The organism is Burkholderia stagnalis (assembly GCF_039848545.1).
Lineage (GTDB): Bacteria > Pseudomonadota > Gammaproteobacteria > Burkholderiales > Burkholderiaceae > Burkholderia > Burkholderia stagnalis.
In genome coordinates this window covers 699,462-720,569 of record NZ_CP156686.1, presented here as the reverse complement: position 1 = coordinate 720,569, position 21,108 = coordinate 699,462, and the positions used below count along the sequence as shown (strand labels likewise).

Below are 21,108 nucleotides of genomic sequence, written 5' to 3'. Positions count from 1 at the left end.
ATCCGATGATTCAGCAGCGTTGGCGCTCTTTATAAGCAAATCCGCGCCAGTTTTCAATCCCGGCGATCAAGAAACCGTTACCACGCCCACGCCGGTTATTTTCACCGGCCACCCTGTAAGAGTTACCAGTTACCGCCCCCTCGGGACGCGCGCTGTAATGCGTGCATACCAAGCAAACATCCGAGGACACCATGCGGACCTTCGTTCACGAAGAAGGGCGGTTACCACACGAACTCGCGGCGGATATCGGGCGTTACCGGCATCGAGTGTTCGTCGAACAGCTCGGGTGGTCGCTCCCGTCGGCGAACGAGTGCTTCGAGCGCGACCAGTTCGATCGCGACGATACCGTATACGTATTCGCGCGGAACGGCCACGGCGAGATGTGCGGCTGCGCGCGTCTGCTGCCGACCACGCGCCCGTACCTGCTGAAGTCGTTGTTCGCGGACCTGATCGCCGAGGACATGCCGCTGCCGCAATCGGCCGCAGTGTGGGAGCTGTCGCGCTTCGCGGCAACCGGCGACGAAGGCACCGCGGAAAACGCGGCCTGGGCGGTGCGGCCGATGCTGGCGGCGGTGGTCGAGTGCGCGGCGCAGCTCGGCGCGCAGCGGCTGATCGGCGTGACGTTCGCCAGCATGGAGCGCCTGTTCCGCCGCATCGGCGTGCATGCGCACCGCGCCGGCCCGCCGAAGATGATCGACGGTCGGATGGTCGTCGCCTGCTGGATCGATATCGATCCACAAACGTTTGCAGCGCTTGGAGTCACCCCGGGGTCCGGCACCGGGCAAGCCATCGCCGCCTGAGCGCATCCCTTCGCTCGGGCGGCACAGTATTCGAAGGAGAGTCAACGTGGACCATTCAACGGTCTTTCGCTCGATGATGCCGGCATTGACGAGTGCCGACGGCGCGCGCATCGCCGTCGCGTATCCGTCGTTCCCCGAGCCGCTGCCGCTGGTCCGGCTCGACCGCCGCGGGCTGGTGTTCCGTGCCGCGGGCCCTGCTCCGCTCGTCTGCGGGCTGCCGCGCGCGGCCACGCTGCTGGCCGGGGACGAGCCGCTCTGCTCGCTGCGCCTCGTGATCCGCGAAGTCGCCGCGGCCGGCGACGGCCACCACGACCTGACGATGCAGCCGTCGGGTGCGGCCAGCGACGAACTGTTGTGGCATGCGCTGCGCGACCGGGAGCCGTACCGGCATATCCAGCACCCGCTCGCGCCCGTTTCCGATCCGGCAGCCGCGCCGGCCGGCACGTCGCGCAACCCCGCCATGGCGTCGACCGACGGCGCGCGCCTGTCGCGCCGCGCGGCGTTCCGCCTGCCTTGCCGCAGCGACGCGCTGTTCCTGGCCGACTGGCTCGAATATCACTTCGACGAACTGCGCGCGCTCGCACAACGGCATACGCCGCAATTGCACCTCAACCAGCTCGAGCGGCAACTCGCCGACGACGAAGTCGGCGTGCGCTTCGTCTACGACATCGACGGGCATGCCTCCCGGCATGAGCTGAACGACTGCGCGCGTGAAGCGTGCGCCTGGATCGAAACGGAAATGCGCGACAAGTTCGCGCTGCCGATCGCCCAGGAGCGGTTCGGCGAGCATCGGGCGCGCAGGGGCGCTTGAACGCCCGGCACCGTGAAGCGATGGTGACAGGCCCAGCAAGTTGCAGAAATACAACGGGCTCTTGCCATCGCTAGGGTTTTCCCTTAAATTTGCACCTGTCTCCTCCATGTCTCCAACATGGATTCGGCCCGCTCAAGCAGCGGGCTTTTTTATTGCCTGCGTCGGCCCCGATACGCAGTCGATCCGGCTAGCTGCCAGCGAGATGCCCACCGCCTCGCTTCATGAAGTAGAGCGTGGCGGCGACGATCGCGACCGATAGCGCCGGCACAAGCAGCAAACGCCACCGACCTTTTCTCGTCCTCGGCCACGGCATTGAGCCTGTTCCACCCGCGTCGCCCGTGATGATCGATATGGCCACCATGATCAGCACGGCCAGCACCATCGTCCCCTTGGCAACGAGCCCGAACACGTATTCCAGCACGGCCGCCCATCGCGACTGACGGTATGGCCCAGTGACGGGTCGCCGAAGATCCGGCTGACGATCGTTCAAACTTTCACGCCCAACGCTCGGCCGTTCACGCGGCACCCACGCGTGTCAGGCGCTCGAGTTGACGCACGATTTCCACGCGCAGGTCGTCCGGCATGTCGTCCTGGAAACCGAGAATATTCGCAAACCACAGCCCGTCGGCCGCAAGCCGGCAGATCATCAGCGTCGCCGCCTGCTCGAGCGGCACCGGATCGGGGCGCGTCCATTCGCGCAGCGGCACGGCCCAGCGTGCGCGCGTGCGCGGCTCGCTCACCATCGATGCCACGAGGGCGCGCAGCAGATCGATGCTGGCCGCGGGGTTCGTCTCGTCGAGCGTCGTGTGCACGTATGCGCGTGCGGCGGCGCCGGCAGGCTGCGGATCGGCAGCGATCCGCGCGTCCATCTGCGCGCCGAACCGCGTCGTCGTCTGCTCGAAAAGCGCATCGAGCAAACCCTGCTTGTTCTCGAAGTGATATTGCAGCGCCCCTTTCGTCACGTTGGCGCGCTTGGCCACGGCCTCCAGCGTCAGCGCCTGCACGCCATGCTCCGTCACGATCTCCGATGCGGCGACGAGAAGCCGCGCCCGCACCTGCTCGGGCGCCTTCTTGCGCCGCACGCCGGCGAGCGCTACCGTCGCGGCGAGTGTGGGGGCTGCGGCCTGCTCTGCTGCGGGCGCGCCGGCGGCCCCGGCAGAATCGGTCTGCGCGGGCGCGCCGTACGGCGCCATGTCGACATGTCTGTTCATGCGCGGATCTTATCACCGCCTCCAGCTTCCACTCAAACATTCCATCTGGATGGTATTATTTCGCGCATGAATCCGATCCCCGTTTTCTCCTCCGCCGCGCTCGACGCGGCGATCGTCCGCGGGCGCGACGCCCTCGCCCATCTTCAGCAGCCCGACGGCAGCTGGTGTTTCGAACTCGAATCCGACGCGACGATCACCGCGGAATACATCCTGATGATGCATTTCATGGACAAGATCGACGAGGTCCGGCAGGCGCAGATGGCGCGCTACCTGCGCGCGATCCAGCGGCTCGACTCGCATGGCGCGTGGGATCTGTACGTGGATGGGGCGCCGGACATCTCGTGCAGCGTGAAGGCGTACTTCGCGCTGAAGGCGGCGGGCGATTCCGAGCATGCGCCGCACATGGTGCGGGCGCGGGAAACCATCCTGAAGCTCGGTGGCGCGGCCCGCTCGAACGTGTTCACCCGCATCCTGCTCGCGACGTTCGGCCAGGTGCCGTGGCGCGCAGCGCCGTTCATGCCGATCGAGTTCGTACTGTTTCCGAAGTGGGTGCCGATCTCGATGTACAAGGTCGCCTACTGGGCGCGCACGACGATGGTGCCACTGCTGGTGCTGTGCTCGCTCAAGGCGCGCGCGCGCAATCCGCGCAACGTGTCGATCCGCGAACTGTTCGTCACGCCGCCCGACGAGGAGCGTCGCTACTTCCCGCCCGCCACCGGGATGCGCAAGCTCTTTCTGGCGATGGACCGCGTCGTCCGGCACGTCGAGCCCCTGCTGCCGAAGCGCCTGCGGCAACGCGCGATCCGGCACGCCGAAGCATGGTGCGCGGAGCGCATGAACGGCGAAGACGGGCTGGGCGGGATCTTTCCGCCGATCGTGTACAGCTATCAGATGATGGAAGTCCTCGGCTACCCGGAAGACCATCCGCTGCGGCGTGATTGCGAAAACGCGCTGGAGAAGCTGCTGGTCACACGCGCGGACGGCAGCATGTATTGCCAGCCCTGCCTCTCGCCGGTATGGGACACAGCCTGGAGCACGATGGCGCTCGAGCAGGCGCGCGGCGCGACGCAGGATGCCCAGGTTCCCGATCGCGAACTCGATGCGCGCATCGCGCGTGCATACGACTGGCTGGCAACGCGCCAGGTGAACGACCTGGAGGGCGACTGGCGCGAGAACGCACGACGCGGCACGCCACCGGGCGGCTGGGCGTTTCAGTACGCGAATCCGCACTATCCGGATATCGACGACACCGCGGTCGTCACGGCGATGCTCGATCGCCGAGGTCGCGCGCAAGCGCGTGTATCGGGCAAGGATCCGTACGCGGAACGCGTCTCGCGCGCGCTCGACTGGATGCGCGGGCTGCAGTCGCGCAACGGCGGCTTCGGCGCGTTCGATGCGGATTGCGATCGCATGTATCTCAATGCGATCCCGTTCGCCGACCATGGCGCGCTGCTCGACCCGCCGACCGAGGATGTGTCGGGCCGCGTGCTGCTATGTTTCGGCGTCACGCGGCGCGAGGAAGACAAGGCGGCGCGCGCCCGCTGCATCGAGTACGTGAAGCGTACGCAGCAACCGGACGGAAGCTGGTGGGGCCGCTGGGGCACGAACTATCTGTACGGCACGTGGAGCGTGCTCGCCGGCCTCGCGCTGTCGGGCGAGGACAAGTCGCAGCCGTACATCGTGCGTGCGCTCGACTGGCTTCGTGCGCAGCAGCACGCGGACGGCGGCTGGGGCGAGACGAACGACAGCTACGCCGATCCGCGCCTCGGCGGGACCAACTACGGCGAGAGCACGTCGAACTACACCGCGTGGGCGCTGCTTGCGCAAATGGCGTTCGGCGACTGGCAATCCGATTCCGTGCGCCGAGGCATCGCGTACCTGCTGTCGGTCCAGCAGGACGACGGCTTCTGGTGGCATCGCTCGCACAACGCCCCGGGTTTTCCGCGCATCTTCTACCTGAAGTATCACGGCTACACCGCGTATTTCCCGCTGTGGGCGCTGGCGCGCTATCGGCGCCTCGCCGGCGCGCAGTCCGCGCCGCCCGCGCGCGATCCCGGCACGGCGAACGCGATCGCCGATCAAGCGGTGGCGTGAGCGGTGCGCGGCGCTGCCGCGTGGCCTCGGTGAGCGGCTCGCCGGCCGCTCAGCCTGACGTCGTACGCCGCCGGGCGACGTACACCACATGCCGGCGCAACGGATGCCCCGCCGCAAGCGCCGGATGATCGAAGTCCCGCACGGGTTGCGGCTGCATGCCGATACGCTGCATCACACGCTGCGAGCGGAGATTGCTGTCGGCGGTCCACGCGAAGACCTCGGCCAGCCCGATCCGCTGGAACCCGTCGGCAAGCGCCGCCGACGCCGCTTCGGCCATATACCCCTGCCCCCACGCGGCATGCGCTTGCCGCCACGCGATTTCCACGCAAGGCGCCATCGGATGCTCGACGCCGCTCACCTGACGCAGCCCGCAGAGGCCGATCAATGCGCGGTCGACGCGGCGCTCGACCGCCCACGGGCCAAAACCGTGCTCGTCGAAATGCGCGTCGAACCGCTCGATATCGCTGTGGGCCTCGGCCGCCGTCATCGGGCCGCGCGCGAGCCACGCCGTCATCTCTGCATCGGCATGCAGCGCCGCAAACGACGCGGCATCGTCCAGCCGCCAGCGGCGCAGCGTCAGGCGCTCCGTCACGATCTTCATTGCAGCGCTCATCCGTCACCCGGGTCGGGTCGTCCGCCGCACCGCCGGCAACAGAACGCTGCGCGCGCAATCATCCTGCCGATGCGCCATGGCTGAGGCCGGCGGACGGGCTTCGATGCACGCGCATCGACACGCGTCACTCGTTTTCCTCGAAGTAATGCCCGAACTTCGTCTGCTTGGTGCGGATATAGCGTTCGTTTTCCTCGCGCACCGGCACCGCCAGCGCCACCCGTTCGCACACGGGAATGCCGTGCTTCACGAGGGTGTCGAATTTCTTCGGATTGTTGCTCATCAGGCGCACCGACGTCACGCCGAGGATGCGCAGGATCGCGGCGGCGGAATCGTATTCGCGGGCGTCGTCGGGCAGGCCGAGATCGAGGTTCGCCTCGACCGTGTCCCGCCCCTGCTCCTGCAGCGCATACGCGCGAATCTTGTTGCTCAGGCCGATCCCGCGCCCTTCATGGCCACGCAGGTAAAGCAGTACGCCGCGGTCTTCCGCGGCGATATAGCGCAACGCGAGGTCGAGCTGCTCGCCGCAATCGCAGCGATACGAACCGAACACGTCGCCGGTCAGGCATTCGGAATGCAGCCGCGTCAGCACGGACTGCTCGCCGGCGACATCGCCCATCACAAGTGCGAGGTGTTCGGCATCGCTGCCCGTCACACGGAAGGCATACGACGTGAACGTGCCGTAACGCGTGGGCAGCGACGCGGTAGCCACGAGCGTCACGCACTCGTCGGCCTGGCCATTGCCCGGCTTGGGCGATTGGGAACGCGAAGACATCATGAAGTCAGTCAAACGATCAGGTATGTAGGAATTTTCTGGATGGCGCGTGACGGAAGTTTACCGCTAATCTGCAATCTGTCACGCGCCTGCTGCCACGCACCCGGCTATACTGAACCCGTCGGGTGACCCGCATCACGCCCAGCCTTCCCTGCATTGTCCAGCACTCGGAGAAAGCGTATGAGCACGACCGTCGCGCAAATTCTCAAGGCCAAGCCGGATTCGGGCCGCACTATCTACACCGTCACGAAGACCGATCTCGTCTACGACGCCATCAAGCTGATGGCCGAAAAGGGCATCGGCGCGCTGCTGGTCGTGGACGGTGACGACATCGCCGGCATCGTTACCGAGCGCGATTACGCGCGCAAGATCGTGCTGCAGGATCGCTCTTCGAAGGCGACGCGCGTCGAGGAGATCATGACCTCCAAGGTGCGCTACGTCGAACCGTCGCAGTCCAGCGACGAATGCATGGCGCTGATGACCGAGCACCGGATGCGCCACCTGCCCGTCCTCGACGACGGCAAGCTGGTCGGCCTCATCTCGATCGGCGACCTCGTCAAGAGCGTGATTGCCGACCAGCAGTTCACGATCAGCCAGCTCGAGCACTACATCCACGGAACCCCGGCCGTCACGTCCGTCTGACGGCGCTCCCAGCAAAAAAGGCCCAAACGCGCGAGCGTCTGGGCTGAAAGCCGCCGGAATGCGGCGACGGAGGTTCTGCGCCTGCTTGCGAGCGGCGCGCCTGTGGCGCGCGGCTCGTCGATGTCGGATGCGTGCGGGCAGACCCGGGATGCTTAGTTGCCGAAGTAGACCGAATTCACGGGATTCGGCGCTTCCGTCATGCGGCGGCCGCCCGATTGCGCCGCGCCGGCGGCCACGGCACCGTAGCCGCTCGTGTCCGCGTGCGCCAGCATCGGCTGGCTCGGCTGGATGCGCTGCTCGGCAGCCTGGATGTCGGCCGGGTACTGCGAATCGCTGGCGTGCGGCTTGTAGCCGTTCTGCTCGAGCTGGACGAGCTCGGCTTTGACCTGGTCGCGGGTCAGCCCTTGCTCCGATTGCGCGAACGATGCAAGCGGGGTGGCAAGAACGGAAGCGGCAATCGCTGCGTAGATGATCGACTTCATGATGACTTACCTCCGAAATGTGTTCTGTTTTCACGTCGCTTCCGGCAGGTTTGTCTGAAGCGATTGAAAGCAGTCTAGTCTCCGCCAGACCAAGGGGAAACCCTTAGTTTGAACATACTGCGTTGCGTTTTTGACAAAAATCGTAGGTCCCCGTGAGATCAGAACGCGTTCACTTGCGTCATTTCGACAACAATTGCTGACGAATTTCTGACATGCCGATGCACATCACACGCCAGGATGTTGTAGAATCGTAAGGTTTATTTGACTGACGATTCCCCCCCATCATGCGCGCGTTCACGTTTTCCGCTATTTCGACGTCCTGCCCGGACGGCGTGCGCGCGCTCGCCGGCAACCCGGCTCACCCTCTCGCTCGACGCGCGGCCCAGGCTCCGCTCGCCCCTGCCCGGCGCTTGATCTGACCACCCAGTCTCCTCCCGGAGCCAAGTCAGACAGGCTCCGGGCGATCCACGTAGGTAAGCCTCGCCTGCCCTGCCGATCAATTGGAGAACTGCCATGAAACAACGCCTTTATCAGCTGACCGAACTCGACGTTGCACGCCTCAAGAAGCATGCCGAACACAACCCGCGCTTCCAGGCCATGCTGGACGCGTTGCTGGAGCGGGCCGATATCGTCCAGCCCGACGCCATCAAGGCCAACGTCGTCACGATGAACTCGCAGATCACGCTGCTCGACGAAACGAACCAGGAGCGGACGACCTGGACGATCGTTTATCCGGATGCCGCCAATCTCGAACAAGGGCGCCTGAACGTGTTTTCGCCGGTCGGCATGGCGCTGCTGGGCACGCAGCGCGGCCAGCTCGTGAAGGTGATGCAGCCGAGCGGCGTGGAAAAGCTGATGAAGGTCGCGGAGATCGTGTTCCAGCCGGAAGCCAACGGCGAATACACGCGCTGACGTGGTGCTGGACGGCGGTTGCACCAAGCGCGCCGCCGAGCACAAAAAAAGCGAGGCCCCGAATTTCGGGCCTCGCTTTTTTTTGTGCTGCCGCCACCGGAAACATCCAGGATCGGCGCTCGATCCCAGCGGCTGGATCGTCCAGACGAAAAAAAAAGGCGCCCGAAGGCGCCTTTTTCAGAGCTGCAAAGCTGGTTTCCCAGCCGTCACGCTTAGAAGCGGTGACGCAGACCAACCGTTGCTGCGGTTTGGTTGATCGACGAGCTCGGCAGGTTGTTGCTGCTGATGCCTTCGCCGTTGTAGATCGATGCGCCAATACCGTTCTTCGCTGCACGCTGATACACAGCTTGTGCGTAGACGTCCGTGCGCTTCGACAGCGAGTAGTCAGCTTGCAGGCCGAACTGGTTCCAGTGCGTGCTGCTGTTGTTGATCTTCGCGTTCGTGTACGTGTAAGCAGCGCCCAGGCCGAGAGCCGGCGTCAGGTTGTACTTTGCGTTGACTTCATAGTTGTCAGTGCGCAGCGTGCTCAGACCGACTGCATTGTTGTCGAGACGCGCTTGCGTCCATGCAGCGCCGACTTGTGCCGGACCGAATGCGTAACCAGCAGCAGCACCGTACGTGCGGACGCGGCCTTGGCTAGCGATGCCACCGATTGCCGACGACGTCGCGCCGTTTGCGTTCGTACCGTCACCCAGGTTCGCTTGCGAGTATGCAGCAGCCAGCTTCAGACCTTGGAACTGGTATGCAGCACCCGCGCTGTATGCACGGTTGTTGCCGAAGTTCGTGTTGTTCGAGAACGAGTACGTGCCGCCGAATTGCAGGCCAGCGTAGTTCGCGCTCGTGAACTTGATCGTGTTGTTCGCTGCGACATCGCCGGTCGTGCTCAGACGGTCAAGGTTCAGCGGGTGCGCGAAGTACGTGCCGCCCCACGAGCCCGTTGCGGTCAGCGGAGCCAGGTAGTCTTGAACTGCGTCATACTGCTTACCCAGCGTAACGGTGCCGTATTGGCTCGACAGACCGACAAACGCTTGGCGGTTGAACATGCCGTTGTTGTTCGAGAACTTGCCGTTACCGATGTTGAAGCCGCTTTCCAACGTGAAGATTGCCTTCAGGCCGCCACCCAGGTCTTCCGAGCCACGCAGGCCGAAACGGCTCTGGTCAATGCCCGAACCCATCGCCCAACGCGACTTGCCAGCTTGGCCCAGTGCCGGCTGGACGTTGCTCGTGTAGGTGATGCCTGCGTCCAGCACGCCGTACAGCGTGACGCTGCTTTGCGCGTGAGCGACGGTTGCGAACGATGCTGCAGCTGCTGCAACGATCAGAGTCTTGTTCATTCGTGGAGCTCCCTTCTAAAAAGAGGCAGGTCTCGCGACCTTGTTCATAAACGGTCTGCAACCGTCCGGAAGCGCCATCGGTCCTGCTGGCTGCACCCGGATAGTTGCCCGTTTGGGAACCGTGAGTTTAGGGGTGTACCCTAGGCCCGCCATTCGCAAATAAAGAAATAAGCTTTTCCAGAACTAGAAATAATGAAATCGGGGATGAGTCATAAGTATTTGTTTTGAAGCTTCTTTTTGGCTTCTTGACGACCTCTTTTTGGCGACCTTCATCCCATCATTCTTTCGTGTCACCGTCTTGACGGTTGCATAGAAACAACAGGCGGAATCGCGCAAACCACCTGGATTCGGTAATTGTTACCGCATTTTGTCTCAAATATTGGGTTGCTCGCAGCGAAAACGGACGGTGCCGGTGCCAAACATCCGAAGAATGGCCGTCAACCCTCTTTCCACGTCATCACTACAAGCGGCGGGCCGTGACATGCCGTAACAGCCTTAACGGGCCGCGTAACCCCGCCCAAGGGCGAGCAGGATAACGTACGTCATCCCGGACAGCAGAACAGGACACGCCATGAATCGACGCTCGTTATTGCGCACCATCGGATTGACCGCCGCCTTCATGGGTACGGGCGCCTGGCTCCGCGCCGCCTCGGCCCAGCCCGCTCCACCCGTCTACCGGCCGTCCGGCCCGCATCGCGTGCCCGGCGGCCCGCCGTATGACGACCGCCCGGGCGCCGCGCCGCCGCCGATCCGCCATGACCGCCGCCCGCCGCCGCCACGGCCGCACGGCTATATATGGACGGACGGCTACTGGCGCTGGCAGCGTGGACAATATGTATGGATCCCCGGCCGCTGGCTCGCGCGCCGCCCCGGCCATCGCTGGATTCCCGGCTATTGGCGACGTCAAGGGCCGGTGTGGGTGTACGTCGACGGGTATTGGCGCTAGCCGCCGTGCGCAGCGGTAGTCACGTCACGACCGGCACGACGCGGGGCAACGCCTTCGATCGGGCGATGCCCCCGCACTTCGACACTAACTCACGTTGCCGTCGCGCTCCCGCGCCTGACGCCTCGCGTCGCAAATCGCGCGATGGTTCTCGTCCGCCCAGCGGACCAGCTCGCGCATCGGCACGAGAAACGACCGGCCGAGCCCGGTCAGCGCGTATTCCACGCGCGGCGGCACTTCGGCGTACAGCGTGCGGCTGATGAATCCGTCCTGCTCCAGCCGCTTGAGCGTGCGCGACAGCATCTGCTTCGAAATATCGCCGATCGCGCGGCTGAGCTCGTTGAAGCGCAGCGTGCCATCGGCAAGCGCCTCGAGCACAAGCAGGCTCCATTGGTCGCCGATCCGGTCGAGCACGTCGCGAATCGGGCAAGGCTGGTCGAACGCGATCGGATCGCCTGCGGTGGAGATCGGCATCGCCGGGTGGTCTTTCACGGGAATGAGCAGGTCATCGCGGTGTGACCTGTTCACACCGCCGTGACTTCTTGTGACGGTCGGGCGGCAACTGTACCATTCCAGCGGCCCGGAATCGGGCTCATTTCGACAGTTCAACGAAGCATGTTCGAAGCCGGCGGCCTCGACTGCTTCATCAGGAAACCTGCGCGTCGATTCGGCGCGTCCGCCGTGACGCATCGATGTCGACGGCAGCGCCCGCAGACAAGGAACACGCCCATGGCCTCCTCCCGCTCGTCCCTTCGCTCCCTCCTCGTCGCCGTCGGCCTGCTGGCCGGCGCCGCGGCGGCGCACGCCAGCCAGCCGGCGACGCGCGACCTCGCCGCCGAGGAAGCAAACCGCCAGCTCGTGCTGACGTTCTACGACCGCGTCTTCAACAAGCACGAGGTCGCCGAGGCCGCGACCGTCTTGGCCGACGACTACAAGCAGCACAATCCGCACGTGCCGGACGGCAAGCAACCATTCGTCTCGTACTTCACCGGCGCATTCAAGGCGAATCCGCAAGCACACGCGCGGATCGTGCGCAGCGCCACCGACGGCGATCTCGTTTACCTGCACGTCCACTCGTCCGTCCGCCCGAGCGACCGGGGGGAAGCGATAGTCGACATCTTCCGCGTGAAGGGCGGCAAGATCGTCGAGCACTGGGACGTGATCCAGCCGGTGCCGGAAAAATCCGCGAACGCGAACACGATGTTCTGAGGCTGCGTGGCGGGCGCGCTTTGCCAGGAAGCAAACGGCCGCGCCCGACAAAGTCAACAAGCGCCTTCAAACGACTTCCAGCGCCAGCACCTGCCCGGTCGTCAGCACATCGGCGAACGTGTCCTCGAGCGCGGCCAGCGACGCGCGATGCAGCACGCCATGCTGCACGACGCTGCCGTCCGCGGCATCGAGATCGCGCGTCGCGCACGCGTCGTCCACCACGATGACCGCGTAGCCGAGCGGCACCGCGTCGCGCGCCGCGCCGGCCACGCACGCATGGGTCATCAGGCCGGTCACGAGCAGCGTGTCGATGCCGGCCGCCTTGAGGCGCACGTCGAGATCGGTCGTCGGAAACACGCTGACGGACGTTTTCCGCACGACCGCGTGATGCGGCGCCGGCTGCAGGTCCGCGTGAAACCGGAAGCCTTCGCTCGCGTCGGCGAAGATCGGGCTGTCGGCGGGCGCCACGTGCTGGATGTGGAAGACCGGGATGCCCGCGCGATCCGCAAGCGCGATCACGCGTCGCGCGTTGGCCAGCGCGCGCGGGCCATCCGGAATCGGCAGCCGGCCGCCGAAATACTCGTTCTGGAAGTCGATGACCAGCAGTGCCGTGCCGGCGGCCCGGATCGACGTCGGCGCGCTCGCGCCAGCGATGGTACGGATGGTGGGATGGTGCATGCGTCGCGCGCTCGAGATGGAGGTTGAACGGAACGTGATCGCCCGGCGTGCGCCGGGCCGTGCCGTTCGCGGCAAATACCGCGAAGCGCCAGTGTCGGGCGGCGCGGCCATTTGTGACAGCGGCCCGCAGGACAACATCGGAAAGAATCGGGCCAAACGAATCGGACAACGCGCGATGCGCGGCGGGCAACCCCGCGCCGCGCTCAATACCCTTTCGGCTGGATCGCCGGCGCGCCGCCCGCGGAGTGCGCCGCGCGCTTGCCGCCGCGCACGAAACGCCGCCCGGCCGGGCCATACACGCCGTCCGGTTCCGGGAACAGCGACAGCAGCGTCAGGTACAGGATGCCGCCCACCAGCAGCGACACCGGCACGCTGAGGTCGAGCCCGCCCGCGAGCCGGCCGAGCGGCCCGACGAACTGCCCCGGCAGGTTGACGAACGCCAGCCCGAGGAACGCGGCCGGCAGCCACGCGCCCATCGCGCGCAGGTTCCAGCCGTGCGCGAACCAGTAATGGCCGCCGCGCAGGCCGCGGTTGAACACCTGCAGGTCGTCGGCGAGATAGAACCCGCGGCGCGTCACGTAGCCGATCACCATGATCGCCATCCACGGGCAGCTGAACGTGCAGATCAGCGTCGAGAACGTCGCGACGCTCTCGACGAGGTTGAACGCGAAGCGGCCGATGAAGATGAACGCGATCGCGATCGTGCCGATCAGCAGCGTTGCGCGCACACGGTTCAGGAAGCGCGGGAACATGCTCGACACGTCGAGGCCCGTGCCGTACAGCGCGGTCGTGCCGGTCGACATCCCGCCGATGATCGCGATCAGGCACATCGGCAGCAGGAACCAGCGCGGCGAAATCGCCAGCAGGCCGCCGACGTAATCGTTCGATGCGACGAACGCGGGCGCCTGCGATGCGATGAGGGTCGCAGTCGCGAGGCCGAAGAAGAACGGCACGAAGGTCGCGACCTGCGCGGCGAACACGGCGCCCATCACGCGATGCTTCGGCGTGCGCCGCGGGATGTAGCGCGCCCAGTCGCCGAGCGTCGACGCGAACGATACGGGGTTGCTCAGCGCGACGAGCACCGCGCCGATGAACGCGGCCCAGAAGCCCGCGCTGCCTTGCTGCAGCGTGCCCGCGTAGTTCATGTCGAACGTGCCCGCGAACGCGAACAGCCCGGCGACGAACAGCACGCTCGCGGCCCACACGGCGATCTTGTTCACCCACAGCATGAAGCGGAAGCCGTAGATGCAGACGATCAGCACGAGCACCGCGAACACCATGTAGGCCGCGCCGAGCGTGAAGCCGTTGACGGGCACGCCGACCATGCTGTGCGCGCCGCCGACGAGCGCGTCGCCCGAGCTCCACACCGCCAGCGAGAAGAACGCGATCGACGTGAGCAGCGCGAGGAACGAGCCGACGATGCGGCCGTGGATGCCGAAGTGCGCGCCCGACGATACCGGGTCGCTCGTGCCGTTGCGCGGCCCGAACTGGCTCATCGGCGCAAGGATGCAGGTGCCGGCGAGCACGCCGAGCAGGATCGCGCAGACGCCCGCCTTGAACGACAGCCCGACCAGCACGGGAAAGCTGCCGAGCACCGATGTGGAAAACGTGTTGCACCCGCCGAACAGCAACCGGAACAGATCGATCGGCCGCGCGTAGCGCGATGCATCGGGAATGCGCTCGAAACCGAACGACTCGACCTGCGTAATCCTGCCTTCACTCATTTGTCTCCAGCTCCTCAGGTGCGTCTGCACGGCCCGGGGCTGCGGCCGCGCGACGCATCGTCATCAATATTTGCGGCCACTCTAAAACAGATCGAGGGCCGCAAATATCACGCATTCGAGACGTTTACGACGACGAGGAACAATGTTTTCCGGCAGGTGACGCGCCGTCAGTGCGCCGGCTCGGCCGCCGGCGCGCGGCATGCGACCAGGCCCCGTTGTACGGCCGGCCGCGCCGCGATGTCCGCGAGCCAGCGCTCGACGTGCGGGTATTCGCTGACGTCGAGATCGAGTTCATGCGACGTGCGCAGCCACGGAAACGCGACGATGTCGGCAATCGAATACCGCGACGATGCGAGATACGCCGATTCCGCCAGGCGGCCGTTCACGACACCGTACAGGCGCCGCGCCTCGTTCCGGTAGCGTTCGATCGCCTCGGCATTGACCGTCTTCGATGCACGCAGGAACCACCAGAGCTGGCCGAGCATCGGGCCGATGCCGCCGATCTGGACATGCAGCCATTGCTGGACCGCCGTTCGCTCGGCCAGCGTTTCAGGATGCAGGCACCCCGTCTTCTCGGCGAGATAGCCGAGGATCGCGCCGGATTCGAACACGGCGAGCCCGGCATCGTGATCGACGATGGCCGGGATCTTGCCGTTCGGGTTGATGGCCAGGAATGCCGGGCTGCGCTGCTCGCCGGCGGACAGGTTCACGTGCACACGCTCGTGCGCGAGCCCGGCCTCTTCCAGGTAGATGGCGACCTTGTGCCCGTTCGGCGTGTCGGCCGTGTAGAACGTGAGGGAGTGCGTCGATGTCATGTCGGTCCTTGATCGTTGTCATCCGCATATTGTTGCAACTACAATCATTGCAATTGCAATCCTATGCGGGGCCGACGGCTCCGGCAAGATTCCAGCACTCGAAGGAGGGACATGCAGACTGCGCCATTCGGTTCGCCCGCGCGGACGCCGGCGCCGCCGCCGCGCACATCCGGCTGCGCGGCGCGGGCAGCACGCTCGCGCAAGTGCAACAGGCGGCCGCGCTGCTGAACGACCACTGGCGCATCGATTCGACGATCTGGAGCTGTCCGAGCCATACGCAGCTCGCGCGCGACGGTCATGCGGCCGACCGCCTGAACCGGCTACTTCTTCGCATCGGCCGCTGCCTCGCGCGCGGCGGCAGTCGCGCGATCGAGCGCGGCGGCCACGGCCGCCTGCTCCTTGCCGCCGAACTGGCCGAGAAACAGCTCGGTGACCGTCGACTGGTACACCTTCCACATCTTCTTGCGCAGCGCACGCCCCTTGTCGGTAATGCTCGCGTACGCGGCACGACCGTCGTCCGCCGAGCGCGCGCGCTCGACGAGCCCTTCCTGCTCCAGGCGATCGACGAGCCGTGTGAGGTTGTAGCGCTCGATCGCGAGCACGTCGGCCAGTTCGTGCATGCGCCGCGTGCCGTCGGGCCCGCTTTCGAGCCCCCACAACGCGTCGTACCACGCATACGCGGGCAGGCCGGCATCCGCGAGGCGGCGCTCGATCTCGCGAATCATCGTGCGGTGCGCGCGGACGAACGAGAACCACAGATCGGGGGCGGGTGCGGTCATGTCAGGTCGTTCCTCTGTCGTTTAATTGCAGTTGCAATTAAATTTTACCTCGATACAATTCCCCCAATACGATTGCAATTGCAATCATCTGCCCGCCTATCGGCGAGCGCTGCGTCGCGCGACGCAGCGCCACGACCATCGCCCCGCGCAACCTGATGCTTCTGGAGACACCGCACCTCTCACGTTGCCCGACATCGATCCGCAGGAAACCCGCGAATGGCTCGATCGCCGCGGAGCGCTGGAACCTGCTGCATCCCGAGCAGGAGCCGCGCATGCCGTACGTGCAGGAATGTCTCGATGGACGCACAGAGCCGGTGGTCGTCGCGACCGACTACATGAAGATCGTCGGCGACCCGATCCGCGCGTTCGTCGACGGCCGCCGCTTCGTCGCGCTCGGCACCGACGGCTTCGGCCGCTCGGATACGCGCGAGGCGCTGCGCACGTTCTTCGAGGTCGATCGCCACTTCATCGCGCTCGCCGCGCTGAAGGCGCTGGCCGACGACGGAGCAGTGCCGCGCGCAACCGTCGGCGATGCGATCCGGCGCGACGGGATCGACATCGACAAGGTCAATCCGGCAACGGTGTGACGGATACGCCGGCCATCGGCCGGCGTATCGCTCGATGCGCGCCCCGCTATCGCTGCGACTGCGCGAGCGGGCCTGGCGCGCCCTGCCCCGTTCCCGACGGCCAGCCGCCGGCGAGCGCCTTGTACAGCGCGACCGTCGCGGCCGCACTGCGCATCCGGCCATCGGCCGCCGCGTCCTGCGCCTGCAGCAGCGTGCGCTGCGCGTCGAGCACTTCGTAGTAGTCGATCGCGCCGGCCGAGAAGCGCGTCTGCGCGAGCTGCGCGGCGCGCGCGCTGTCGTCCGCGGCGCGCACGAGATGCACCGTCTCGTCGCGCGTGCGTGCGGCGCGCAGCAGCGCGTTCTCGGTGTCCTCCAGCGCGCCGAGCACGGTCTGCCGATACTGCGCGAGCTGGCCGGCCGCCTCCGCGTCACTCGCGGCGATCCGCGCGCGCACGCGCCCGACGTCGAGGAACGACCAGTCGATGCCGAGCGCGATCAGGTTCGTATCGCTGCCCGCACGGAAGAACCCGTAGCTGCTGGTCGCGCTGCCAAGCAACCCCGACAGCGTGAAGCGCGGGAACAGGTCGGCCGTCGCGACGCCGACGCGCGCGGTTGCCGCATGCAGCCGCGCCTCGGCGGCGGCGACGTCCGGACGCCGTCGCAGCAGGTCGCCGGGCGTGCCGGGATCGATGTCGGCGGCGAGCGCCGGCAGCGGCGCGGGCGCGTCGAACCGGCCGATCAGCGCGTCCGGCGTCTGCCCGGTCAGCACCGCGAGCCGGTGTTCGTCGACGCCGATCGCGGCTTCGTACACGGCGATCCGCGACGTCGTCGATTCGTATTGCGCGCGTGCGCGCGCCGCATCGAGTTCGGAGCCGCGCCCGGCCCCGACGCGTGCATTGATCAGCGCGAGCGTCTGCTTCTGGTTCGCGGCATTCTCGCGCGCGATCCGCAACCGCTCCTGCGAGCCGCGCAGGTCGACGTACGTGCTCGCGACCTCGCCCGCGATCGCGATGCGCACCGCGCGCACGTCCGCCGCGCTCGCGGCGGTTTCCGCGCGCTGCGACTCGATCGAGCGCCGCACGCGGCCGAACAGGTCGAGTTCCCATGCGGCGTTGATGCCGACGCTCGACGTCGGCGTGTCGCGCTGGCTGCGCGGTGCGCCGAACGCCTGGTCCCGGCTCGCCAGCCGATGGCCGATCTGGCCGTTCGCGGTGATCGTCGGATAACGGTCGAAGCTCGCCTGCGACAGCAGCGCGTTCGATGCGTCGTAGCGCGACACGGCGACCTGCAGGTCCTGGTTAGCGGCGAGCGCCGCGTCGATCAGCCGGGTCAGCGCCGGATCGCCGAAGCCGCGCCAGAACGCGGCATCGGCATCGGCCGATGCATCGGCCGGCACCGCGCCCTGCGGCGCCGCCGGATGCGCGTCGCGGGCGAATCGCGCGGCCGTGGCCGTGTCAGGCCGCTTGAAATCGGGACCGACCGCGCACGCGGCAAGCGCGATCGACATCGCGAGCGCGGAAAGACGGAAAGCGGCGCTCATCGGTTTTCTCCTCCGAGGGTGCCGTGCTGCTCGTTCCAGACGGCGGGGGTGCCACCCGCGAGCTTGCGGATCGCGACATAGAACACGGGCGTGAGGAACAGCCCGAACAGCGTGACGCCGAGCATCCCGGCGAACACGGTGACGCCGGTGGCCGCGCGCACCTCGCTGCCCGCGCCGCTGCCGATCAGGAGCGGCACCGAGCCCGCGATGAACGCGACCGACGTCATCACGATCGGGCGCAGCCGCAGCTTGCACGCGTCGAGCGCGGCTTCGATCGTGCCCTTGCCCTGGATCTCGAGCTCGCGCGCGAACTCGACGATCAGGATCGCGTTCTTGCACGCCAGCCCCATCAGCACGACCAGCCCGACCTGCACGAACACGTTGTTGTCGCCGCCGGACAGCCACACGCCGAACAGCGCCGCGCACATGCAGACGGGCACGATCAGGATCACCGCGAGCGGCAGCGTCCAGCTCTCGTACAGCGATGCGAGCACGAGGAACACCAGCATCACCGCGAGCGGGAACACGACGATCGCCGCGTTGCTCTGCGTGACCTGCTGGTAGCTGAGATCGGTCCATTCGAGCGTGATGCCGGGCGGCAGCACCTCCTTCGCGATCTGCTGGAGCTTCGCGATCGCCTGCGACGACGACATCACCTTCGGATCGGCGTCGCCGATCAGGTTAGCGGCCGGGTAGCCGTTGTAGCGCACGACCGGGTCGGGCCCGAACGTCGGCTCGACCGTCACCATCGAACCGATCGGCACCATCTCGCCCTTCGCGTTGCGCGTGCGCAGGTTCGCGATATCCTCCGCGGTCTGCCGATGGCCGGCATCGGCCTGCGCCATCACGCGGTACACGCGCCCGAACAGGTTGAAGTCGTTCACGTACATCGAGCCGAGATACACCTGCAGCGTGTTGAACAGGTCGGTCAGCGCGACGCCCTGCGCCTTCGCCTTCAGGCGATCGACCTTCACATCGAGCTGCGGGATGTTCGCCTGGTACGAGCTGACGGGGTAATGCATCCCCGGCGTCTTCGCGACCGCGGCCTGGAACGCCGTCAGCGCATTCTGCAGCGCGCCGTAGCCGAGCCCCGCGCGATCCTCCAGGTACAGCGCGTAGCCCGAACCGTTGCCGAGCCCCTGGATCGGCGGCGGCAACAGCGCATACGTGATGGCGCCGCTGATGCCCGCGAAACGCGCGTTCAGCTCGGCATTGATCTGCGCGGCGCTGCGCTTGCGCTGGTCGAACGGCTTCAGGATGACGTACGAGTTCGTGATGTTCGGCGTGTTCACGCCCTGCAGCGCGTTCAGGCCCGCGAAACCCTGCACCATCTCGACGCCTTCGGTGCTGCGCGCGATCTTCGTCATCTGCTCGGCCACCGCGCTCGTGCGCGACAGCGACGCGCCTTCCGGCAGCTTCGCGCCCGCGAACAGGTACAGCTTGTCCTGCACGGGGATGAAGCCGCCCGGCACCGCGTTGAACAGCAGCGCGGTGGCCGCGAGCAGCGCCGCGTAGACCGCGAACACCGCGCCGCGCCGCTTCAGCGTGCGCGCGACCACGCCGTGATAACCGTCCGAGCTGCGCTCGAAGAAGCGGTTGAACGGGCGGAACAGCCAGCCGAACGCGCGGTCGATCGCGCGCGTGAGCGCATCCTTCGGCGCGCCGTGCGGCCGCAGCAGCTTCGCGGCGAGCGCGGGCGACAGCGTCAGCGAGTTGACCGCGGAGATCACCGTCGAGATCGCGATCGTCACCGCGAACTGCTTGTAGAACTGCCCCGTGACGCCGGACAGGAACGCCATCGGCACGAACACCGCGCACAGCACCAGCGCGATCGCGATGATCGGGCCGGACACCTCCTTCATCGCCTGGTGCGCGGCGTCGCGCGGGCTCAGCCCCTGCGCGATGTTGCGCTCGACGTTCTCGACGACGACGATCGCATCGTCGACGACGATCCCGATCGCCAGCACGAGCCCGAACAGCGTCAGCGTGTTGATCGAGTAGCCGAGCATCAGCAGCCACGCGAACGTGCCGACCACCGACACCGGCACCGCAATGAGCGGGATGACCGATGCGCGCCAGGTCTGCAGGAACAGGATCACGACGAACACGACCAGCACCACCGCCTCGATCAGCGTGTGCTGCACCGCGCGGATCGATTCGCGCACGAACACCGTCGGATCCCACACGGGCCGGTACGCGATGCCTGGCGGAAAGCGCGTCTGCAGCTCGTCGAGCTTCGCGTACACGGCCTTCGCGACGTCGAGCGCGTTGGCGCCCGGCGACAGGAAGATGCCGACCACGGCCGAATGCTTGTCGTTGTAGAACGAGCGCAGCGTGTAATCGCCCGCGCCGAGTTCGAGCCGCGCGACGTCGGACAGCTTGACGACCTGCCCGTCGCCGCCGTTGCGCAGCACGATGTCGCCGAATTCCTGGGTCGTGCGCAGCCGGCCGCGCACGTTGATCGACACGAGGAAGTCGCTCGCCTTCGGCGACGGCTCCGCGCCGAGCTGCCCGGCCGATACCTGCACGTTCTGCTCGCGCACCGCGGCGATCACGTCGCTCGCGGTCAGCCCGCGCGACGCGAGCCGGTTCGGGTCGAGCCAGACCCGCATCGCGTAGTCGCCGGAGCCGTACACGCCGACGTCGCCGATGCCGGTGATCCGCGACAGCTCGTCCTTCACGTTCAGCGTCAGGTAGTTGCGCAGGTACAGCGAATCGCGGCTGTTGTCCGGCGAGTAGAGACTCACGTACATCAGCGGCGTCGGCGACTGCTTCTGCGTCGTCACGCCGTACTGCCGCACTTCGTCGGGCAGGCGCGACAGCGCCTGGCTCACGCGGTTCTGCACGCGCACCGCGGCGGTGTCCGGATCGACGCCCGGCAGGAACGTGACGACCACCTGCAGGCTGCCGTCCGAACCCGCGACCGACTTCATGTACATGATCCCTTCGACGCCGTTGATCGCTTCCTCGAGCGGCTCGGCGACCGATTCGGCGATCGCCTTCGGGTTCGCGCCCGGATACGTCGCGCGCACCACGACGCTCGGCGGCACGACTTCCGGGTACTCGCCCGCGGGCAGCATCGGGATCGCGATCAGCCCGAGCGCGAAGATGACGATCGACAGCACGACCGCGAAGATCGGCCGGTCGATGAAGAAACGGGAGAAATCCATCGCTTGGCCTCCC

20 protein-coding genes and 1 pseudogene are annotated in these 21,108 nt (G+C 66.5%); 8 read left to right on the top strand and 13 right to left on the bottom strand.

Translation table 11 applies throughout. The features are described 5' to 3' along the window. The first annotated feature begins 191 nt into the window (after positions 1–191). Complete coding sequence (locus ABFO07_RS20135) at positions 192–800, top strand: acyl-homoserine-lactone synthase (protein WP_060148442.1); 609 nt, start codon at positions 192–194, stop codon at positions 798–800. A 46-nt stretch (positions 801–846) separates the two neighbouring features. Beyond that, a complete protein-coding gene (locus ABFO07_RS20130; protein ID WP_175038308.1) occupies positions 847–1,611 on the top strand; it encodes a hypothetical protein in 765 nt (254 codons plus the stop codon). A gap of 187 nt (positions 1,612–1,798) precedes the next feature. Here the strand turns inward: ABFO07_RS20130 and ABFO07_RS20125 are convergent, their stop codons facing one another. Beyond that, positions 1,799–2,032, bottom strand: a complete 234-nt coding sequence (locus tag ABFO07_RS20125) for a hypothetical protein (protein WP_230948482.1) — start codon at positions 2,030–2,032, stop codon at positions 1,799–1,801. Positions 2,033–2,126: 94 nt separating this feature from the next. After that, positions 2,127–2,822 (bottom strand): TetR/AcrR family transcriptional regulator, encoded by a 696-nt coding sequence (locus ABFO07_RS20120; RefSeq protein WP_059920886.1) that lies wholly within the window; start codon positions 2,820–2,822, stop codon positions 2,127–2,129. 66 nt (positions 2,823–2,888) lie between these two features. On the opposite strand from ABFO07_RS20120, the gene shc reads away from it, so the two are divergent. Further along, on the top strand, positions 2,889–4,916 hold the full coding sequence (gene shc, locus ABFO07_RS20115) for a squalene--hopene cyclase (protein ID WP_060015675.1): 2,028 nt from the start codon (positions 2,889–2,891) through the stop codon (positions 4,914–4,916). Positions 4,917–4,965: 49 nt separating this feature from the next. Here shc and ABFO07_RS20110 read toward each other — a convergent pair whose 3' ends face one another. Together ABFO07_RS20110 and ribA are read right to left on the bottom strand one after the other, a co-directional pair. After that, positions 4,966–5,517 carry a GNAT family N-acetyltransferase gene (locus tag ABFO07_RS20110; RefSeq protein WP_081064382.1) on the bottom strand — a complete coding sequence of 184 codons (552 nt, stop codon included), beginning with the start codon at positions 5,515–5,517 and terminating at the stop codon, positions 4,966–4,968. 136 nt (positions 5,518–5,653) lie between these two features. Further along, entirely contained in the window at positions 5,654–6,304 is a 651-nt protein-coding gene (gene ribA, locus ABFO07_RS20105) for a GTP cyclohydrolase II (RefSeq protein ID WP_059562949.1), read from the bottom strand. A gap of 177 nt (positions 6,305–6,481) precedes the next feature. Here ribA and ABFO07_RS20100 point away from each other — a divergent pair, with 177 nt between their 5' ends. Then, a complete protein-coding gene (locus ABFO07_RS20100) occupies positions 6,482–6,943 on the top strand; it encodes a CBS domain-containing protein (protein ID WP_059562950.1) in 462 nt (153 codons plus the stop codon). A 152-nt stretch (positions 6,944–7,095) separates the two neighbouring features. Here the strand turns inward: ABFO07_RS20100 and ABFO07_RS20095 are convergent, their stop codons facing one another. Next, the gene (locus ABFO07_RS20095; RefSeq protein ID WP_059562951.1) at positions 7,096–7,425 is read right to left on the bottom strand and encodes a DUF4148 domain-containing protein; all 330 of its coding nucleotides are present in this window, start codon (positions 7,423–7,425) and stop codon (positions 7,096–7,098) included. 513 nt (positions 7,426–7,938) lie between these two features. On the opposite strand from ABFO07_RS20095, the gene ABFO07_RS20090 reads away from it, so the two are divergent. Further along, complete coding sequence (locus ABFO07_RS20090) at positions 7,939–8,337, top strand: GreA/GreB family elongation factor (protein WP_347469460.1); 399 nt, start codon at positions 7,939–7,941, stop codon at positions 8,335–8,337. A gap of 212 nt (positions 8,338–8,549) precedes the next feature. Here ABFO07_RS20090 and ABFO07_RS20085 read toward each other — a convergent pair whose 3' ends face one another. Further along, positions 8,550–9,671 (bottom strand): porin, encoded by a 1,122-nt coding sequence (locus tag ABFO07_RS20085; RefSeq protein ID WP_059562953.1) that lies wholly within the window; start codon positions 9,669–9,671, stop codon positions 8,550–8,552. A gap of 571 nt (positions 9,672–10,242) precedes the next feature. Here ABFO07_RS20085 and ABFO07_RS20080 point away from each other — a divergent pair. Then, complete coding sequence (locus tag ABFO07_RS20080; RefSeq protein WP_081072923.1) at positions 10,243–10,617, top strand: YXWGXW repeat-containing protein; 375 nt, start codon at positions 10,243–10,245, stop codon at positions 10,615–10,617. 84 nt (positions 10,618–10,701) lie between these two features. Here the strand turns inward: ABFO07_RS20080 and ABFO07_RS20075 are convergent, their stop codons facing one another. Beyond that, positions 10,702–11,088, bottom strand: a complete 387-nt coding sequence (locus tag ABFO07_RS20075; protein WP_060148441.1) for a winged helix-turn-helix transcriptional regulator — start codon at positions 11,086–11,088, stop codon at positions 10,702–10,704. A gap of 255 nt (positions 11,089–11,343) precedes the next feature. On the opposite strand from ABFO07_RS20075, the gene ABFO07_RS20070 reads away from it, so the two are divergent. Beyond that, on the top strand, positions 11,344–11,823 hold the full coding sequence (locus ABFO07_RS20070; RefSeq protein WP_059905991.1) for a nuclear transport factor 2 family protein: 480 nt from the start codon (positions 11,344–11,346) through the stop codon (positions 11,821–11,823). 66 nt (positions 11,824–11,889) lie between these two features. Here the strand turns inward: ABFO07_RS20070 and ABFO07_RS20065 are convergent, their stop codons facing one another. The 4 genes from ABFO07_RS20065 to ABFO07_RS20050 all read right to left on the bottom strand — a co-directional run bounded on the left by ABFO07_RS20065 (position 11,890) and on the right by ABFO07_RS20050 (position 15,819). Next, on the bottom strand, positions 11,890–12,501 hold the full coding sequence (locus ABFO07_RS20065) for a cysteine hydrolase family protein (protein WP_059993047.1): 612 nt from the start codon (positions 12,499–12,501) through the stop codon (positions 11,890–11,892). 203 nt (positions 12,502–12,704) lie between these two features. Beyond that, the gene (locus ABFO07_RS20060; RefSeq protein WP_347469459.1) at positions 12,705–14,225 is read right to left on the bottom strand and encodes a purine-cytosine permease family protein; all 1,521 of its coding nucleotides are present in this window, start codon (positions 14,223–14,225) and stop codon (positions 12,705–12,707) included. Positions 14,226–14,392: 167 nt separating this feature from the next. Further along, positions 14,393–15,040, bottom strand: coding sequence for a glutathione S-transferase family protein (locus ABFO07_RS20055; protein WP_347469458.1), 648 nt, complete (start codon positions 15,038–15,040; stop codon positions 14,393–14,395). 320 nt (positions 15,041–15,360) lie between these two features. Beyond that, complete coding sequence (locus ABFO07_RS20050) at positions 15,361–15,819, bottom strand: MarR family winged helix-turn-helix transcriptional regulator (protein ID WP_059905995.1); 459 nt, start codon at positions 15,817–15,819, stop codon at positions 15,361–15,363. Between the two features lie 191 nt (positions 15,820–16,010). On the opposite strand from ABFO07_RS20050, the pseudogene ABFO07_RS20045 reads away from it, so the two are divergent. Continuing rightward, positions 16,011–16,406 (top strand): annotated as a pseudogene (locus tag ABFO07_RS20045) (transketolase-like TK C-terminal-containing protein); the annotation flags it as partial. Between the two features lie 46 nt (positions 16,407–16,452). Here ABFO07_RS20045 and ABFO07_RS20040 read toward each other — a convergent pair. Next, positions 16,453–17,925 (bottom strand): efflux transporter outer membrane subunit, encoded by a 1,473-nt coding sequence (locus ABFO07_RS20040; RefSeq protein ID WP_347469457.1) that lies wholly within the window; start codon positions 17,923–17,925, stop codon positions 16,453–16,455. Further along, the gene (locus tag ABFO07_RS20035; protein WP_059562962.1) at positions 17,922–21,095 is read right to left on the bottom strand and encodes an efflux RND transporter permease subunit; all 3,174 of its coding nucleotides are present in this window, start codon (positions 21,093–21,095) and stop codon (positions 17,922–17,924) included. The genes ABFO07_RS20040 and ABFO07_RS20035 overlap by 4 nt, the downstream gene beginning before the upstream one ends. Positions 21,096–21,108 lie beyond the last annotated feature (13 nt).

Coding starts and splice junctions, on each gene's coding strand:
- ABFO07_RS20095 (WP_059562951.1), bottom strand. CDS start 7,425: ATGAAGTCGATCATCTACGCAGCGATTGCCGCTTCCGTTCTTGCCACC.
- ABFO07_RS20035 (WP_059562962.1), bottom strand. CDS start 21,095: ATGGATTTCTCCCGTTTCTTCATCGACCGGCCGATCTTCGCGGTCGTG.
- ABFO07_RS20070 (WP_059905991.1), top strand. CDS start 11,344: ATGGCCTCCTCCCGCTCGTCCCTTCGCTCCCTCCTCGTCGCCGTCGGC.
- ABFO07_RS20100 (WP_059562950.1), top strand. CDS start 6,482: ATGAGCACGACCGTCGCGCAAATTCTCAAGGCCAAGCCGGATTCGGGC.
- ABFO07_RS20050 (WP_059905995.1), bottom strand. CDS start 15,819: ATGACCGCACCCGCCCCCGATCTGTGGTTCTCGTTCGTCCGCGCGCAC.
- ABFO07_RS20135 (WP_060148442.1), top strand. CDS start 192: ATGCGGACCTTCGTTCACGAAGAAGGGCGGTTACCACACGAACTCGCG.
- ABFO07_RS20120 (WP_059920886.1), bottom strand. CDS start 2,822: ATGAACAGACATGTCGACATGGCGCCGTACGGCGCGCCCGCGCAGACC.
- ribA (WP_059562949.1), bottom strand. CDS start 6,304: ATGATGTCTTCGCGTTCCCAATCGCCCAAGCCGGGCAATGGCCAGGCC.
- ABFO07_RS20090 (WP_347469460.1), top strand. CDS start 7,939: ATGAAACAACGCCTTTATCAGCTGACCGAACTCGACGTTGCACGCCTC.
- ABFO07_RS20060 (WP_347469459.1), bottom strand. CDS start 14,225: ATGAGTGAAGGCAGGATTACGCAGGTCGAGTCGTTCGGTTTCGAGCGC.
- ABFO07_RS20065 (WP_059993047.1), bottom strand. CDS start 12,501: ATGCACCATCCCACCATCCGTACCATCGCTGGCGCGAGCGCGCCGACG.
- ABFO07_RS20110 (WP_081064382.1), bottom strand. CDS start 5,517: ATGAAGATCGTGACGGAGCGCCTGACGCTGCGCCGCTGGCGGCTGGAC.
- shc (WP_060015675.1), top strand. CDS start 2,889: ATGAATCCGATCCCCGTTTTCTCCTCCGCCGCGCTCGACGCGGCGATC.
- ABFO07_RS20080 (WP_081072923.1), top strand. CDS start 10,243: ATGAATCGACGCTCGTTATTGCGCACCATCGGATTGACCGCCGCCTTC.
- ABFO07_RS20040 (WP_347469457.1), bottom strand. CDS start 17,925: ATGAGCGCCGCTTTCCGTCTTTCCGCGCTCGCGATGTCGATCGCGCTT.
- ABFO07_RS20055 (WP_347469458.1), bottom strand. CDS start 15,040: ATGACATCGACGCACTCCCTCACGTTCTACACGGCCGACACGCCGAAC.
- ABFO07_RS20075 (WP_060148441.1), bottom strand. CDS start 11,088: ATGCCGATCTCCACCGCAGGCGATCCGATCGCGTTCGACCAGCCTTGC.
- ABFO07_RS20085 (WP_059562953.1), bottom strand. CDS start 9,671: ATGAACAAGACTCTGATCGTTGCAGCAGCTGCAGCATCGTTCGCAACC.